14 protein-coding genes, 10 tRNA genes and 1 rRNA gene are annotated in these 15,883 nt (G+C 39.8%); 3 read left to right on the forward strand and 22 right to left on the reverse strand.

Annotation, left to right across the window (positions count from 1 at the left end; genetic code table 11):
* Positions 1-300 precede the first annotated feature (300 nt).
* Entirely contained in the window at positions 301-807 is a 507-nt protein-coding gene (locus tag ABES02_RS07610; RefSeq protein ID WP_430132738.1) for a methylated-DNA--[protein]-cysteine S-methyltransferase, read from the reverse strand.
* Positions 797-1,369 (reverse strand): bifunctional transcriptional activator/DNA repair enzyme AdaA, encoded by a 573-nt coding sequence (locus ABES02_RS07615; protein WP_430132740.1) that lies wholly within the window; start codon positions 1,367-1,369, stop codon positions 797-799. Before ABES02_RS07615 ends, ABES02_RS07610 begins: the two co-directional genes overlap by 11 nt.
* A gap of 153 nt (positions 1,370-1,522) precedes the next feature.
* Between ABES02_RS07615 and ABES02_RS07620 the strand changes: the two genes are divergently transcribed.
* Together ABES02_RS07620 and ABES02_RS07625 are read left to right on the forward strand one after the other, a co-directional pair.
* Positions 1,523-2,098, forward strand: coding sequence for a TetR/AcrR family transcriptional regulator (locus tag ABES02_RS07620; RefSeq protein ID WP_430132742.1), 576 nt, complete (start codon positions 1,523-1,525; stop codon positions 2,096-2,098).
* Positions 2,099-2,219: 121 nt separating this feature from the next.
* Complete coding sequence (locus ABES02_RS07625) at positions 2,220-4,328, forward strand: MMPL family transporter (RefSeq protein ID WP_430132744.1); 2,109 nt, start codon at positions 2,220-2,222, stop codon at positions 4,326-4,328.
* A gap of 46 nt (positions 4,329-4,374) precedes the next feature.
* Here the strand turns inward: ABES02_RS07625 and ABES02_RS07630 are convergent, their stop codons facing one another.
* From ABES02_RS07630 to sigW, 8 genes are all read right to left on the reverse strand, one after another.
* A complete protein-coding gene (locus ABES02_RS07630; RefSeq protein WP_430132746.1) occupies positions 4,375-4,722 on the reverse strand; it encodes a hypothetical protein in 348 nt (115 codons plus the stop codon).
* Entirely contained in the window at positions 4,706-5,077 is a 372-nt protein-coding gene (locus tag ABES02_RS07635) for a hypothetical protein (protein WP_430132748.1), read from the reverse strand. Before ABES02_RS07635 ends, ABES02_RS07630 begins: the two co-directional genes overlap by 17 nt.
* Positions 5,078-5,894: 817 nt before the next feature.
* Complete coding sequence (gene glmS, locus ABES02_RS07640; protein ID WP_430132749.1) at positions 5,895-7,697, reverse strand: glutamine--fructose-6-phosphate transaminase (isomerizing); 1,803 nt, start codon at positions 7,695-7,697, stop codon at positions 5,895-5,897.
* A 471-nt stretch (positions 7,698-8,168) separates the two neighbouring features.
* Entirely contained in the window at positions 8,169-9,518 is a 1,350-nt protein-coding gene (gene glmM / locus ABES02_RS07645; RefSeq protein ID WP_430132751.1) for a phosphoglucosamine mutase, read from the reverse strand.
* Positions 9,519-9,554: 36 nt separating this feature from the next.
* Entirely contained in the window at positions 9,555-10,781 is a 1,227-nt protein-coding gene (locus ABES02_RS07650; RefSeq protein WP_430132753.1) for a CdaR family protein, read from the reverse strand.
* Entirely contained in the window at positions 10,781-11,602 is an 822-nt protein-coding gene (cdaA, locus tag ABES02_RS07655) for a diadenylate cyclase CdaA (RefSeq protein ID WP_430132755.1), read from the reverse strand. The genes ABES02_RS07650 and cdaA overlap by 1 nt, the downstream gene beginning before the upstream one ends.
* A gap of 152 nt (positions 11,603-11,754) precedes the next feature.
* A complete protein-coding gene (locus tag ABES02_RS07660; RefSeq protein WP_430132757.1) occupies positions 11,755-12,360 on the reverse strand; it encodes a zf-HC2 domain-containing protein in 606 nt (201 codons plus the stop codon).
* Positions 12,361-12,374: 14 nt separating this feature from the next.
* The gene (sigW, locus tag ABES02_RS07665) at positions 12,375-12,938 is read right to left on the reverse strand and encodes an RNA polymerase sigma factor SigW (protein ID WP_430132759.1); all 564 of its coding nucleotides are present in this window, start codon (positions 12,936-12,938) and stop codon (positions 12,375-12,377) included.
* A gap of 182 nt (positions 12,939-13,120) precedes the next feature.
* Between sigW and ABES02_RS07670 the strand changes: the two genes are divergently transcribed.
* On the forward strand, positions 13,121-13,291 hold the full coding sequence (locus tag ABES02_RS07670; protein WP_430132761.1) for an aspartyl-phosphate phosphatase Spo0E family protein: 171 nt from the start codon (positions 13,121-13,123) through the stop codon (positions 13,289-13,291).
* 37 nt (positions 13,292-13,328) lie between these two features.
* Here the strand turns inward: ABES02_RS07670 and rocF are convergent, their stop codons facing one another.
* From rocF to rrf, 12 genes are all read right to left on the reverse strand, one after another.
* On the reverse strand, positions 13,329-14,228 hold the full coding sequence (gene rocF, locus ABES02_RS07675) for an arginase (protein ID WP_430132763.1): 900 nt from the start codon (positions 14,226-14,228) through the stop codon (positions 13,329-13,331).
* 364 nt (positions 14,229-14,592) lie between these two features.
* Positions 14,593-14,668 (reverse strand) — tRNA-Ala (locus ABES02_RS07680).
* A gap of 8 nt (positions 14,669-14,676) precedes the next feature.
* Positions 14,677-14,751 (reverse strand) — tRNA-Gly (locus tag ABES02_RS07685).
* Between the two features lie 57 nt (positions 14,752-14,808).
* Positions 14,809-14,881 (reverse strand) — tRNA-Lys (locus ABES02_RS07690).
* 3 nt (positions 14,882-14,884) lie between these two features.
* A tRNA-Gln gene (locus ABES02_RS07695) sits at positions 14,885-14,959 on the reverse strand.
* A gap of 49 nt (positions 14,960-15,008) precedes the next feature.
* Positions 15,009-15,093 (reverse strand) — tRNA-Tyr (locus ABES02_RS07700).
* Between the two features lie 20 nt (positions 15,094-15,113).
* Positions 15,114-15,186, reverse strand: a tRNA-Thr gene (locus tag ABES02_RS07705).
* Between the two features lie 38 nt (positions 15,187-15,224).
* A tRNA-Val gene (locus tag ABES02_RS07710) sits at positions 15,225-15,300 on the reverse strand.
* 39 nt (positions 15,301-15,339) lie between these two features.
* Positions 15,340-15,414: transfer RNA gene (locus ABES02_RS07715), tRNA-Glu, on the reverse strand.
* A 20-nt stretch (positions 15,415-15,434) separates the two neighbouring features.
* Positions 15,435-15,507 (reverse strand) — tRNA-Thr (locus ABES02_RS07720).
* A 28-nt stretch (positions 15,508-15,535) separates the two neighbouring features.
* A tRNA-Asn gene (locus ABES02_RS07725) sits at positions 15,536-15,610 on the reverse strand.
* Between the two features lie 14 nt (positions 15,611-15,624).
* Positions 15,625-15,741, reverse strand: a 5S ribosomal RNA gene (gene rrf, locus ABES02_RS07730).
* Between the last annotated feature and the right edge of the window lie 142 nt (positions 15,742-15,883).

A 15,883-nucleotide genomic window follows, 5' to 3' on the forward strand; every position in this document is an offset into this window, starting at 1 on the left:
CTTTTTGTCCCATAGACCTCTTCTATGGGACATTTTCTCTTCGCCTTTCCACATTTTTGTCCCATAGGCCTCCTCTATGAGACATTTTTTCTTTGTCTTTCCACCTTTTTGTCCCATAGACCTCCTCTATGGGACATTTTCTCTTTGCCTTTCCACCTTTTTGTCCCATAGATCTCCTCTATGGGACATTTTCTCTTCGCCTTTCCACCTTTTTGTCCCATAGATCTCCTCTATGGGACATTTTCTCTTTGCCTTTCCACCTTTTTGTCCCATAGACCTCTTTCATGGGACAAATCGAAGTCATTTATTACCTTCTAAGTTTAGTAAAAACTGTTTCATCTCCAAACCACCGCGATAGCCGGTTAGTTTTCCATCTTTGCCAATGACTCGGTGGCAAGGTACCGTAATGAGAACTGGATTGGCGCCTATAGCCGTCCCTACTGCCCGGACCGCAGCAGGTCTTTTTACCATTTCGGCTATTTGTGAATAGGTATAGGTTTGTCCATATGGTATTTGATTTAATGTGTTCCATACTTCTTGTTGAAAAGCAGTCCCATGGATATCAACAGGAAACGTAAACGATTTACGTGACCCCTTGAAATACTCGCTTAATTCCGCTTTATATGGTTTTAGCACAGTATGATCCTCGATTAATTCCCTATCAAAAAATCGCCTCTTTGCCCATGTTTGCAAGTTTGCAAAGGGGGCATTAGGGCTGCCTACATAACACAATCCCTTTGAAGTAGCAGCCAAAAAAAAGCGCCAGTCTTCATCCTCAAAAAACGACCAATATACATTATTGTTCATAACTCCGTCTCTCCTGTTTTCTATATTCAGCTGGGGTGATCCCCGTTTTTTTCTTAAAAAGCGTTATAAAATAAGGTGTGTTTGATAGTCCAACAGCTATGCCAATTTCAGATACTGATTTATTGGTAGTAATAAGGTAGTTAATTGCTTTTTCGATGCGCACCTGCTGAATGTATTCTAACGGACTCATTCCCTTCAGCCGGTTAAAGGTCCTCTGTAAATGATAGTGACTTCCATGCCCGATTTCCGCCAATTTTTCCAAACTGATTTGCTTATTAAAGTTTTCGTTAATCCATTCAACTATTTGCAGGATCCATTCAGCATCAGGAAGCCGTAATCCATCTGGCTTGCATCTTTTGCAAGGTCGGAAGTTCTCGGACAAAGCCATCTTGGCATTTTTAAAAATAAGGACGTTTTCGATTCTAGGAGTTCTTGATTTACAAGAAGGTCGGCAAAAGATTCCGGTCGTTGCAACGCCATAATAAAAACTGTCATCATAGGAAGAATCGTTCTCGACAATCGCCTTCCAGTATTCATCCGGAATCTGTGGCTTCTTTTTCATAGAATCACCTCTGCATTCATTATATCCCAGACAACTGATGAAAGAACGCTTTTGCCGATAGAATAGCAAGATAACGAAATAAGACCAAATTTCTAATCAAAAGTTATTTTCCATTATTTCACCCATTGTTTATAATAAGTTTGGGGTGAAAAAATGGCGCGTGAACGCAAATTTTCTTTAGACGATTTATTACAAGCAACAAAACAGCTTCTTCTCAATCATGGCTATGAAGGATTTACCTTTAGTCTGATGGCTGATTCCTTAGACGTATCGCGTGGTGCACTTTATAAGTACTACGAAAATAAAGAAGAGCTAATAACTGAATACATGCTCTATGAAATGGACCACTTTCTTGGTAAATTAAAAGAAATAGAAGGGCAAATCGGATTTGAGGCACAATTTGACTTTCTACTAGACCTTATTTTCAGTAGTTCGGACATTCAAAAAATGATTAAAATTGGGCAACAGGTTCCGGTAAACATCAACATAAAAGTAAAAGAAAATAAGGAACAATTAGACAAACTTCATTTAAATATGTATCAATGTCTGCAAAACTTCCTCAAACTTGGAAAGGAAGAAAAGAAGCTAAATCCCAATATTCCAGAACCGTTAATTTTGGGATATATTTTTCAATCTGTAGCCATTCCGAATCATTTTGATATCCCCCATTCTGTATGGGTTGATTCCATTAAAGAAATGATACGGAACGGAATGTTCATAAAAGCTTAAATTGACACATATGTTACTTTGAAAGATAATGGAAGTGACAATAGTGTCAATTTATTTTTTCACCAAAGTGACACATGTGTCACTTTTGGATTTTTTATATCGAAGGGAGTAATGCAAAAAGATGAGATTATTCTTACAAGGTATTACCGATTATGTATCTACCAAAAAGGGAATGTGGGTTACCCTTGCCGTATGGTTAGTCGTTACGATTGTCTTGGCTCTGTATGCTCCAAATGCAAAAGACTATGAGGTATCAAGAATTGATTCCCTTCCTGATGACGTAAACTCTGTCGTTGCACAAAAAAAGATGGATCAGTATTTTCCCAATAACGAAGGAACACCTGCAATTTTAGTTTTCCAGTCCAAGGAAAACGAAATAGATTCCAAACAGATCATAGAATTTTTAGATAAAATCCAAAACGAAAAAATTAATGGAATCGCACAAGTCATCCCATTAGCGGCCTTACCTCCTCAAGCTGCAGCCGGTTTCTTTTCCGATGACAAGACAACGGCCATCATCCCTTTAACCTTTGATGCTGCTTTGGAAACAAAAGAAATAAAGGAATCGTTAAAGCAAATCAAAAAAGTTGCCGCTGACACAACTGATTTAAAGTTGTATGTGACAGGACCTGCCGGGATTGCCACCGACTCTCTTGATCTTTTTTCACGTGCGGATGTTGTCCTTATTTTATCAACAGTAGGTTTGATTCTTATTTTATTAATTGTGATTTATCGATCGCCGTTAATAGCATTGATTCCGCTCCTGGCGGCCGTCTTTGTCTATGAGGTCGTCATGCAGGTCCTTGGCTTAATGGGTAAAGCAGGGCTTGCCTTGAGCAATCAAACCATATCGATTATGTCGATTTTATTATTTGCCGCGATGATAGATTATTCCTTATTTGTTTTTTCCCGCTATCGGGAGGAACTCACCAATCATGAAAGTAAGTTTGATGCCATGAAAGCCGCAATGCGAGAAACGGGGATGCCTGTGTTCTTTTCAGGCGGAACGGTTTTAGCCGCAATGCTCGTGCTGTTTTTTGCCCAATTAGGCGATATCAAGAGCTTTGCTCCAACCTTCGCTACCACTATGCTCGTGATTATGCTTGCGTCGGTGACACTAGTTCCCGCTTTGTTTACCCTCTTTGGAAGGAAGTCATTCTGGCCTAAAATTCCGCGCGTTGGGGACCAGTCGGTGAAGAGTCATTTTCTGTGGGGGAAAATTGGCCGTTTCGTTGTAACAAAGCCAGGCGTTTCCGTAGTTGTGATTGGTCTTATCTTGTTGTTATCTGCTAGTAATCTATTTAATTTAAAATATGAATTCGATACGATGAAATCATTCCCTAAAGATATGCCTTCCCGCCAAGGCTATGAACTCTTGAGTGAGAAATTTAATAAGGGGGATCTTGCCCCAACTGCTGTCGTGTTTGAATCATCGAAGGCCGTTAATGCCGAAGAGCAGGAAACATTACGGAGTACGCTAGCCAAGCAGCCGCTTGTTAGTAATATCCGTTTATCTGAAACTGCCAAAGATAATACTGTCATTCAATATAGCTTAACGTTTAAAGGGAACCCTTATTCCGTTGAAACCATTGATGCCTTGGAAAAAATCATCAGCAAAGCTAAACAAATGTCGGCTGACAGCCAATTGGATGGTAAGCTTTATTTTGCAGGGGAAACCGCAGTGAAAGTAGATGACCGCGCGGCTAACAATAAGGATGTCCTAATCATTGTCTTACTGGAAACGATTTTAATTTTTGGACTGTTAATTGTCTTAACGAAATCCGTTAAAATGCCTATTTACATGATGGGGACGATCTTACTCTCATTCTTAGCTGCTTTAGGATTAGGAATGTTCTTAAGCAGTATATTCTTCGATATCGACACCATCAGTAACCGCGTCCCGCTTTATGCCTTTGTTTTCTTAGTAGCCCTTGGAATTGACTACAACATCATGCTCATCTCAAGGTTCCAAGAAGAGCGCCGAAAACATTCTGTGAAAAAAGCAGTTGAAATTGCCGTCGCCCATACAGGCGGGGTCATCTCTTCCGCCGGCCTGATTCTTGCGGCAACCTTTGCTGTTTTAATGACACAGCCAATCCAATTATTGTTTATTTTTGGCTTCATTGTCGCCGTGGGGATTTTACTGGATACCTTCTTAATCAGGGGAATTCTATTACCAGGTCTAATTGTTTTATTAGAGAAGGACAAAACGGTAAGCAAAAGTAAATAGATTCATAAAAAAAGGGCTTGTTAGATAATAACTAACAAGCCTCCGCTTATTGTTCTAATGGTTCCTCGATTTCAAATGGATTCATAATGCTTATATAATCAAGATTTATATCACTATTTGTATAGCCGCTTCCGTTCACAGAGTTCATGATCCCTGCTTCTTTGTCTGACTTATCAAATGGAATATAACCAAAAGACAAATCATTATTAGTAGCGCCAGTACAATGACCATTGCTATCCCAAAAGTAAAAAATTTTTTGTTCAGCATTAATTATTCTTCTCCTTTCAGCAATGACTGGCTGGAGCGAAAATAAAGCTGCTTTTGGGGTGCTGAAACTAATAGCCCTTTTCCGTCCGCTTCTATATAGATAATCGGCTTTAGACCGCTTCCCCACTTGGATGATGTTCCAGCCAATTGATAAGGAAACCGTTCCTTTTTTTGGTGGATTGCTCATCTCTTATTTCCTTTTCTTGATACCATTTCATCCCTTCGACTTTTTTCTCGTTCATATTATGTATTTGTTTTTCTAGATTATTTTTATCAAGGAATGCCTCTTTCCCGGAAGGATGTATTTTCCTCATCGAAGCATTCTCAACGTTAGAAATGTAAGTAGAAAGCTCATTCGCTGGATATATGGACTGTTGTACTGGTACAGATAGGAAAGCGGCAGTCAAAAAAATGAAATTGGCAAAAAAGCCAAGCCATGCAAAAGGCCTATAGGTCTGCCAGCGTCCTTCTTTTCTTTTCAAAAAGCCATACAAAATCCAAACGCCAAGTGGCAATAAGATATCTGAATCGGGGTATCCCATAATGGCGGTAAATTAATAGAAAAGGAAAAAATACCGACGAGTACACAAATGAGGACTTTCCAGACTTTGGGCATAAATGGCTGTTTTTTCATAATGCAATAGGCGATTACTCCGATAACACACCATGCAAAAACTAAAGTAATTATGCTATTGAGATGAAGCGAAAAATCAAAATTAAGGCTCATATTACACCACCTTCTGTTTTAACATAAGTCACCATAACTCCATTTTAATCAATCGTTTGATTAGTTTTCCTATGCTAGACATGCCAACGGTTCCAGCCAATTAATCAATCGTTTGATTAGTTTTGTATGCCAGACATGCCAACGGTTCCAACCAATTAATCAATCGTTTGATTAGTTTTGTATGCCAGACATGTCAACGGTTCCAGCCAATTAATCAATCGTTTGATTAGTTTTTTACATAGAATCTGATTTGCTGGATTTGTTAGTATCAATTAACTTCTTTAATGTAGCATTGATATTATGCAAGGTTAATAGGATAAAACCTAACATGATAAATGTGACTATTTCACCTGTAAAAAATGAGATAATACCTAAAATTAACGCATAGACACCCATTAACCAACTATTCATTTTTAATCATCCCTTTCAACGCAATCTCGGCCTTTTATTAATTCTATGCACAGGTAATAATTTCCTTTACGGGATGTTATACCTTAATCTCTTTATAATAAAATAAAAAAAGAATCGAGAGGACGTACAAAAGGTACGTTTCCCGATTCTTTACGAACAAATTACTCAACCGTAACAGACTTCGCAAGATTACGCGGTTTGTCGACGTCGCAATCGCGGTGCAAGGCTGCATAGTAGGCAAGTATTTGCATTGGGATGACAGAGATAAGTGGTGTTAATAATTCATTTACTTCTGGAATGACGAAGCTGTCTTCGTCCATGTTTAGTCCCTTCATCGAAATGATGCATGGGTTTGCTCCACGGGCTACAACTTCCTTTACATTACCGCGGATACTTAAGTTTACGCTTGCTTGGGTAGCTAGAGCAATAACTGGAGTGCCTTCTTCAATTAAAGCGATCGTACCGTGCTTTAATTCGCCGCCAGCAAAGCCTTCTGCTTGAATATATGAAATCTCTTTCAGCTTTAACGCACCTTCTAAGCCTACATAAAAGTCAATACCACGGCCGATGAAGAAGGCATTTCGCGTCACTGATAGGAATTCTCTGGCAATTACTTCAAGCAATTCTTTTGAATCACAAAGAACTTCCATCGCATTGGCCACCAAGCCAAGTTCTTGAATCATGTCAAAGCCAATGTCTAATCCACGGCTTTTTGCTGTAACTTCAGCCATAATTGCAAGAACAGCTAATTGCGCAGTATAAGCCTTTGTAGACGCAACTGCAATTTCAGGACCTGCATGCAGTAACAAAGTATAATCCGCTTCACGCGAAAGAGTAGACCCAGGTACATTGGTGATGGTTAATGCTGGGTAGCCCAATTCTTTTACATTTACTAATACTGCACGGCTATCAGCTGTTTCACCGCTTTGTGAAATGAAGATAAACAATGGTTTTTCAGAAAGAAGCGGCATGTTGTAGCCAAATTCACTGGAGATATGAACCTCAACTGGAATTTTCGCCATTTTTTCAATGAATTGCTTTCCAACAAGGCCTGCATGATAAGAAGTACCAGCTGCAATAATGTAAAGGCGGTCAGCAGCATTCAATGCATCAACGATTTTCTCGTCAATCGTTAATTCCCCTTGCTCATTCTGATACGTTTGAATGATTTTACGCATCACAAGCGGCTGTTCATCGATTTCTTTTAGCATGTAATGAGGGTAGGTCCCTTTTTCGATATCGCTAGCATCTAGTTCAGCTTTATATGGCGCACGGTTAATGATTTCACCGTTAAGATTTTGAATGGTTACATGATCCTTTGTTACGATAACAATTTCTTTGTCCATTAATTCAACGTATTGGTCGGTTACTTGCAGCATCGCCATTGCATCACTTGCTACAACATTGAAGCTGTCACCTAATCCAACAAGTAACGGACTTTTATTTTTCGCAACGAAGATGGTTTCATTGTTCTCAGCGTCTAAAAGTGCTAAGGCATATGAACCGTGTAAAAGAGTTAGCGTTTTACGGAACGCCTCTAATACTTCTAAGCCTTCGTTAACAAAACGTTCAACCAACTGAACAATAACTTCTGTATCTGTTTCACTAACGAACTCAACGTTTGTTAAAAATTCACGCTTAAGAAGGTCATAGTTCTCAATTACACCGTTATGCACAAGCGTAAAACGACCGGATGAACTTTGATGTGGATGAGAATTCACTTTACTTGGAACACCGTGTGTAGCCCAGCGAGTATGTCCAATCCCAGTGTTAGCCATTACTTTCTCATCGACAATATTACGCAAATCAGCGATACGGCCTTTTTCTTTAAAAACATGGACTCCGTTTTCATTTTTTACAGCGATACCTGCTGAGTCATAGCCTCTATATTCAAGCTTTTCTAAACCTTTTAGTAAAATCTCTTTCGAGTCATTATTTCCAATATATCCAACAATTCCACACATTTTTCTTTTTCCTCCCTGATACAGGGGGCAAGAATGCTTTGGAGGCTTACCTTGCCCCCTTATCTCTGTTTTGGTCAGGTATCTGTCTATACCCTTTAAACATTACTGTTAGTATGCGCATTTTCTTCTCTTTGTGCATAAAGTTGCCTTTATGTTTTAAAGAAGAACTTTACGGCTTTGCGTCGTAGCCGGGAGGTATCCGCCGAAGTTTCGATAAACCTCCTCCTCGTCAACTAATCTAACCACAGAAGATTAGTTCAGGCGCTTTTAAAAACCAGAATCACTGCTGCCCACCTTTCTTTTACAAAATAGAAAAAAACGCTTTGAGAAACAAAGCAAGTTAATACTACACGATGAATAAGGATACGTCAACTAATTTCAATAAATAGACATTTTTTAAAACCTTTATTTTACATAATAAAATATGCATAAGGGGATGTAACAGTTCCCTTATGCATATAGACGTATGTTTTATTCTTTTAGTTCCATTTCTTCTTTTACAACCGTAACAATGCGATCCACGTATGATTCACAAAGCTCCTTCGTCGGTGCTTCTGCCATTACACGGACAAGAGGCTCGGTTCCAGATGGTCTTACCAGAATTCTTCCGTTTCCAGCCATTTCTTCTTCAACCTGTTCAATGATCTCTTTTACCTTTACATTATCCGTTACATGATGTTTATCAGTCACTCTTACGTTCACTAGCTTTTGCGGGAACTTCTTCATCTCGCCTGCTAACTCTGACAAAGGCTTCCCAGTTGCTTTCATGATATTCACTAATTGCAGCCCAGATAATAATCCATCACCTGTTGTGTTGTAGTCTAGGAAAATAATATGACCGGATTGTTCACCGCCCAGATTAAAACCACTCTTCTTCATCTCTTCGACAACATAGCGGTCACCAACGGCTGTCGGTACACTATGTATGCCATGTGTTTCAAGGGCTTTATAAAATCCAAGATTACTCATAACCGTAGAAACAATCGTACCGTGCTTTAGGCGTCCTTGTTCTTTCAGATACTTACCGCAAATGTACATGATTTGGTCGCCATCCACGATCTCGCCATTTTCATCAATGGCAATTAAGCGGTCACCATCACCGTCAAAGGAAAGACCCACATCGGCTCCTTTTTCCTTTACTAAGACTGCAAGTGCCTCAGGATGTGTCGAGCCGACACCAGCATTAATATTTAAACCATTTGGCGATGCTCCCATCGTAGACAAGTCAGCATCTAAATCAGCAAAAAGGTGTGTCGCCAAAGAGGAAGTCGCTCCGTGTGCACAGTCAAGGGCGATATGGATGCCGGAGAAATCCTCATCAACTGTATTCTTTAAATATTGAAGATACTTCTGCCCGCCTTCAAAATAATCCATGACCAAGCCCAGATCACCACCTACAGGTCTAGGCAGCTGATCTTCCGGCATATCGATAAGGTCTTCAATTTCTAATTCCTGGTCATCAGAAAGTTTAAAGCCGTCTGGTCCGAAAAATTTAATCCCATTATCCGCTACTGGATTATGTGAAGCCGATATCATGACGCCCGCCTGTGCTCCTAATGCTTTTGTTAAATAAGATACACCTGGAGTAGAAATGACACCAAGACGCATAACCTCCGCGCCAATTGAAAGCAAGCCTGCCACAAGGGCTCCCTCAAGCATATGTCCTGAGATACGTGTATCACGGCCAATTAAAACCTTTGGACGATCTTTATCCTTTGTTAGCACATATCCGCCAAATCGGCCTAATTTAAAGGCTAATTCTGGTGTTAATTCACTATTTGCTACTCCACGTACCCCATCGGTACCAAAATATTTTCCCATTATAAAAAATCGCTCCTTCAACTATATTGCTAGGTATTATGCATTTTTGGTAATTGTAATTTTTGCTGTCGATAAATTGGGCTTCCAGTCTAGATTGGCAGGACCATCTATGTGGATGTTCACTTCATGACTTCCCTCATCCAAATTGGTTAAATCAATATATACATTAAAGTCCTCAGGACCTAATCCATCAACCATTGAACTGGGTCCATTAACAATCAAATTGATTAACTGATTAGTAGGATCATTAATCTCTGCTGTGTAGGGATCAGATAATCCATGGATTTTTAACGGAATTCCCGAAACGGTCTTTTCTTCTTGCTTTTTCACCAAGACGGTTACTTTTACCATTTGCGGGGTCACCTTCGTGATTCCATTTGAAATAATGACAGGGAGATTAAGGGTTGTGTTTTCGGTAATTTTACTTACATCCACTTCCACTCGAACACTATCGGTGTCTTTTAGGATATCTTCCGGACCAATAATGGTTGCTTCTTTTACATCCAAATCCATTGTGTCAATCGTAATTCCCGCCTGCGGTGTTCCTTTTTTGATTATATTGATTGGAACGGTTTTACTATTATTTTTAATAGGTATGGTCACTTTTACTGTTTCTGGTGCAACCACTGCGTCCAATTTATTCAGGTCTTTATCCAGAACCTGTACGTGAGCCTCTTTTGTAATTGTTTCTTTCAGTTTATTTTTCTCTTCTAATGTTGCTTTTACATAGGCGATTCGATCGATTACACTTTTTGCACCTGTGATTTTCACTTTATTTGGCTCGACTACAGGCAGTCCGACTGAGTAGCCTTCCTCCACCTGACTCGGATTAAATTCTGCTTCCACTTTAAACTCTTTGGTTATTTTTTCTTGGACATTTACAGTCACTGTAGCTGGTTTAATTGTGGCTTTTAATTTATCAGACAAATCTTTTACCTTAAGTTTTACTTTCTGCTTTCCAATCTTGGCTTCCGTCAAATCCACATACACTTCAAAGTTTTTTAAGGCACTTGTAGATTGAACATGGGTTTTCGGCCCTTTGATCGTGATGGAAACCGTGTTTGGGATGCCCGATACCACTAGATTTTCCGTATCATAATAGACATTTACAGGAATATCCTTTATGGTCGCAGAGGTCGATTCGCTCGGTACATTAATATCAGTTAGTTTATTCTCTTTGTTTGGAACAGTTGAATAAAGCAAAATGGCTAATAGTAAGGCAAGGATTTTGATAAACCATCGATTATCCATCAGTTTATCCATTATTTTTTTCCCCTCCAGTTCCAACGAGCTGAAGAAGCTTGTTTTGTTTTATTTGTCAGGAATAATTCGTTCGTGAGTAATTCTTTAAATTCTTCTGCTTTTAAATCACGATGAAGTTCTCCATTTTTCGTTAGGGAGATACTACCCGTCTCTTCCGAAACCACGACTGTAAGACTATCCGTTACTTCACTGATTCCCAATGCCGCCCGGTGCCGCGTTCCCAGTTCTTTTGAGATAAACGGACTCTCCGATAAAGGAAGATAGCATGCCGCCGCAGCAACATTGTTTCGCTGGATTATGACGGCTCCATCATGAAGCGGTGTATTCGGGATAAAAATGTTAATCAGTAATTCTGAAGAAATCATTGAATTTAACTGGATGCCGGTTTCTATGTAATCACCCATACCTGTTTCTCGTTCAATCGAGATTAAGGCGCCAATTCGGCGCTTTGCCATGTAATCTGTCGCTTTTATAATCGCTTGCACTGCTTTTTCCTGATCATCATCGTCGGGACTTGAGCTTCTCGAGAAAAACTTGCCCCTGCCTAATTGCTCAAGGGCCCTGCGGAGTTCCGGCTGAAAAATAATAATAATCGCAAGAAACCCGTATGTTATGACCTGCTGCATCATCCAGCTTAGTGTAGCTAAGCCAAAAAAATCACTGACTACTTTTACAAGAAGAATAACAAAGATTCCTTTAAGCAGCTGAACCGCTTTGGTTCCTCTTATAATATTGATCAGTTTGTATATGACATACCATACGAGGAGAATATCAACAATACTAGCTAAATACTTCCATATAGTAAAATCGGCAAACGGCATTGTTTTTCCTCCGTAATTTTCTTAAAAACAAATCAATTGGATACAACTTCATTATTATAGCACAAATCAACCTTGTACTTATTATATGTAACTGCTTAAAAAAACAAATCACTCATAAACGAGTGATTTGTTTTTTATTCGGTTTCAGGGTGTTAAAAAATATCGAGGGCCTCTTGCGCTGACTTTTTCATATGATACCAAATCCAATCGAACACCTCGTTCACTTCTTCTATTTGTCCTGTCACGTGACCCGCGGACGCTAGATACTTTTCGCCATTAATAACTGTTACGTTCCCCTGTACTTCCCCTTCGATTTTCAAAGTCCCATTATGAACGACAACATCGCCCTTGACGACTTCGCCTTTTGGCACAATGACCGTATTATTCTCCACAACTAGATTTTTTTGTTTGGAAACCGAGAATTCCCGGTCTTGATTCCAAGTGGATAATACGCTTGCCACCATTAAGATAATGAATACTGAGGCTGCCGCAAGGATCGGATGGTTTCTCAGTACCCTCCCCATCCAAACCTTTTTCTTTTCTTTAGGCAGACGCGCAAGGACATTTGCTGTAAAATCAGCCGGTGCCTGCATGGTAGAGATACTCTTAACAAAAGCAACTGTCTTATTAAGTTCATTAAAAATAGCCTCACACTCTTTACAGTCTCGGAGGTGTTCTCTTAAAATTCGTTCTTTTTCTGAATCAATTTCCTCATCTAAATACTCGTGCATGAGATCGATGATATGTTCTGGACACATGTATTCGTTTCACCTCAAACATAACGTAATTGTTGTCTTAATGCTTCTCGGCCTCGGTGAATTCTTGTTTTTACTGTCCCAAGAGGAAGATCAAGAATTTCACTTATTTCATTTAAAGATAATTCTTCTATATATTTCAAAACGATTGCTGACCGATATTTTTCTGGCAAGTTTAGAATTTCTTTTTGTACGATCTCCTTCAGTTCTAAGCTTTCCAATTCTTTTTCTGGAAGCGGAGTATTGGAAGGAATTTGAGAATACATCGTTAACCCCTCTGTTCCAGCTACTTCTGCATCTAAATAATGATCAGGCTTCTTTTTCCGCATTCGATCAATACATAAATTAGTAGCAATCCGAAAAAGCCAAGTTGAGAACTTTAAATCTTGGTTAAAGGATTTTATATTCACATAAGCACGGATAAACGCTTCCTGTGCCACATCCTCGGCTTCATGTCTATTTCCAAGCATCCGGAAACACAACTGAAAGACACTGTTTTTATATATTTCAACAATTTCCCCAAAGGCATCCTGATCGCCTTTAATCACTTGTTTTATTCTTTTTTTTACAATAGCATCCATTAACGTTCTTCAGCTCCATTACGCTATACGTTCTATACGAAACGATAGCAAAAAAGTTTCGTTTTCAACGAAAAAACTTCTAACACCTATAATATTAGCAAAATTTTACTAAAAAGGCTCAAATTCAAGTTTATAGATTTTCGAGGAGGGAGATAAAAGTAATAATATATGGGAAAGAGGTCATGGCTGTAGTGGATGCTCAACTCAATGAATTATTAGCGGAGATTGAAAGCTGTCGAAAAGATATGGTTCGGTTAGCATTTGAAACAACATTTGCCAATCAACAAGTGCTTGAAGTTAGCAAAAAGCTCGACTCTTTACTTTATGAGTATACTCTATTAATGAAAAAATAAAGCAGCTGCATCTCGAACCGATGCAGCTGCTTTATTTTTATAGAAGCTTTTCACCAAATAGAGATCCCATTAATCCTACTGCGATTTGAGCTGTTTTATTTTTCTCATCTAAAATTGGGTTCACTTCTACAAATTCAGCCGAGGTAATCAGTTTTGCTTCCTCTAGCATTTCCATTGCGAGATGGCTTTCACGATAGCTGATTCCCCCCATAACTGGTGTTCCAACACCAGGACATTCACTTGGGTCTAAACCATCAAGGTCTAGTGATAGATGAACTCCATCTGTTCTTTCTTTCAAGTATGCAATGGTTTCTTCCATGACAGCGGCCATCCCTAAGCGGTCGATTTCATGCATAGTGTAGACTTTAATGCCTGTTTCTTTTATTAAAATTCTTTCGCCCTCATCGAGAGATCTAGCACCGATAATGACTACGTTCTCCGGCTTAACTTTCGGGAAGTAACCACCAAGTTCTGTTAACTTTTGATGTCCTAATCCTATACTGGCAGCTAAAGGCATGCCGTGGATGTTCCCTGATGGGCTTGTTTCTGCTGTATTTAAATCACCATGGGCATCGTACCATATAACACCTAGGTCTTTATAATGTTTCGCGACACCCGCTAATGTCCCAATCGCAATACTGTGGTCTCCGCCAAGTACAAGTGGGAATGCACCTGATTGAACCGCTTCATCAACCTTTTCTGCAAGCAGGGCGCTTTTCTCTGCAACTAAATCAAGGTTTCGTAGATTCGATTCTTTATCTACTACGACTTCTGGTCTACCGATTGCTATATCACCTAAATCATGGATTTCATCAAATAGCGGCTTAAGTCGCTCATTAATCCCCGCATAACGGATGGCGCTAGGCCCCATATCCACACCGCGGCGCATTTGTCCTAAATCCATTGGCATCCCAATAATTGAAAGTTTTTTGCCCATATCAAAATTCCTCCTACCCTTTTATACGTTCTATTTTAACCGCTTTCATAGAGATGACTCAACTCGACAAAATTTTGTATATATATGCGTAGGAGGGGTGGTACGGTACCTTTTAGGAGGAAGATTTCGGTTCGCAGATAAAAGTGGATTTTCCGCAGATAAACCTACTTTTTTCGCAGATAAAAGTGGATTTTCCGCAGATAAATCATGAATTAGCGCAGATAAATTACTTAGAAGAAGCAAATAGGAAAAATAATTAAAGTTTTCCTAATAAATCGATCGTATTTTGTATGTAATTCTCTTTTTTTAATAAAAAAAGCCTTAAATCAGCAAGATTTAAGGCAAAATTTTATATGTAGTGTGATGGTGGAGCCTAGCGGGATCGAACCGCTGACCTCCTGCGTGCAAAGCAGGCGCTCTCCCAGCTGAGCTAAGGCCCCATCTAATATGGAGCGGAAGACGGGATTCGAACCCGCGACCCCCACCTTGGCAAGGTGGTGTTCTACCACTGAACTACTTCCGCATATCCAAGAACAAAAACCCAAGAAAGTCGTAACCTAGGGTTGTTTGTGTTATTTTATGAGCCATGAAGGACTCGAACCTTCGACCCTCTGATTAAAAGTCAGATGCTCTACCGACTGAGCTAATGGCTCATATGGCTGGGCTAGCTGGATTTGAACCAACGCATGTCGCAGTCAAAGTGCGATGCCTTACCGCTTGGCTATAGCCCAATAATGATGTATTAATATCTAGTTTGTCCAACTTTTTTAAAATTATAAATGGTGGAGGGGGACGGATTCGAACCGCCGAACCCTGAGGGAGCGGATTTACAGTCCGCCGCGTTTAGCCACTTCGCTACCCCTCCATTTTATTAAAAAAGAAAGGTGCCGGCTAGAGGACTTGAACCCCCAACCTACTGATTACAAGTCAGTTGCTCTACCAATTGAGCTAAACCGGCACAAAATGAAAATTATTTTCGCTATCACGAAAAAATTATGGTGGAGGATGACGGGATCGAACCGCCGACCCTCTGCTTGTAAGGCAGATGCTCTCCCAGCTGAGCTAATCCTCCAAATTTATGAAAGTTATTTTCGCTATCACGAAAAAACTATGGTGACCCCTACGGGATTCGAACCCGTGTTACCGCCGTGAAAGGGCGGTGTCTTAACCGCTTGACCAAGGGGCCATATTAATTAAATATAGGTAAGCTTCCAAGCGGGCTCGAACCGCTGACCTCTTCCTTACCATGGAAGTGCTCTACCTACTGAGCTATGGAAGCATAGCTGATTCTCTTGTTGAAATTAAAATGGCTCCGCAGGTAGGACTCGAACCTACGACCGATCGGTTAACAGCCGATAGCTCTACCACTGAGCTACTGCGGAATAATATTAAAAGAGCCTGGCAATGTCCTACTCTCACAGGGGCGCCTGCCCCAACTACCATCGGCGCTGAGAAGCTTAACTTCCGTGTTCGGTATGGGAACGGGTGTGACCTTCTCGCCATTATTACCAGACTATTAAATCGACACTATTTTATTATAATGTCTTTTTTTGATTTTTCAAGAGGAAAATTTATTTTTTTCATTCCCTCAAAACTAGATAATGCAGAAGAAGTTTTTGTAAAAACGAGTTCGTTTTTAAGACTATGGTTAAGTC

This window comes from Neobacillus pocheonensis, from assembly GCF_050477905.1.
GTDB classification, from domain to species: domain Bacteria; phylum Bacillota; class Bacilli; order Bacillales; family Cytobacillaceae; genus Neobacillus; species Neobacillus pocheonensis_A.

Coding starts and splice junctions, on each gene's coding strand:
- ABES02_RS07610 (WP_430132738.1), bottom strand. CDS start 807: ATGAACAATAATGTATATTGGTCGTTTTTTGAGGATGAAGACTGGCGC.
- ABES02_RS07615 (WP_430132740.1), bottom strand. CDS start 1,369: ATGAAAAAGAAGCCACAGATTCCGGATGAATACTGGAAGGCGATTGTC.
- ABES02_RS07620 (WP_430132742.1), top strand. CDS start 1,523: ATGGCGCGTGAACGCAAATTTTCTTTAGACGATTTATTACAAGCAACA.
- ABES02_RS07625 (WP_430132744.1), top strand. CDS start 2,220: ATGAGATTATTCTTACAAGGTATTACCGATTATGTATCTACCAAAAAG.
- glmS (WP_430132749.1), bottom strand. CDS start 7,697: ATGTGTGGAATTGTTGGATATATTGGAAATAATGACTCGAAAGAGATT.
- glmM (WP_430132751.1), bottom strand. CDS start 9,518: ATGGGAAAATATTTTGGTACCGATGGGGTACGTGGAGTAGCAAATAGT.
- ABES02_RS07650 (WP_430132753.1), bottom strand. CDS start 10,781: ATGGATAAACTGATGGATAATCGATGGTTTATCAAAATCCTTGCCTTA.
- cdaA (WP_430132755.1), bottom strand. CDS start 11,602: ATGCCGTTTGCCGATTTTACTATATGGAAGTATTTAGCTAGTATTGTT.
- ABES02_RS07660 (WP_430132757.1), bottom strand. CDS start 12,360: ATGTGTCCAGAACATATCATCGATCTCATGCACGAGTATTTAGATGAG.
- sigW (WP_430132759.1), bottom strand. CDS start 12,938: ATGGATGCTATTGTAAAAAAAAGAATAAAACAAGTGATTAAAGGCGAT.
- ABES02_RS07670 (WP_430132761.1), top strand. CDS start 13,121: ATGGCTGTAGTGGATGCTCAACTCAATGAATTATTAGCGGAGATTGAA.
- rocF (WP_430132763.1), bottom strand. CDS start 14,228: ATGGGCAAAAAACTTTCAATTATTGGGATGCCAATGGATTTAGGACAA.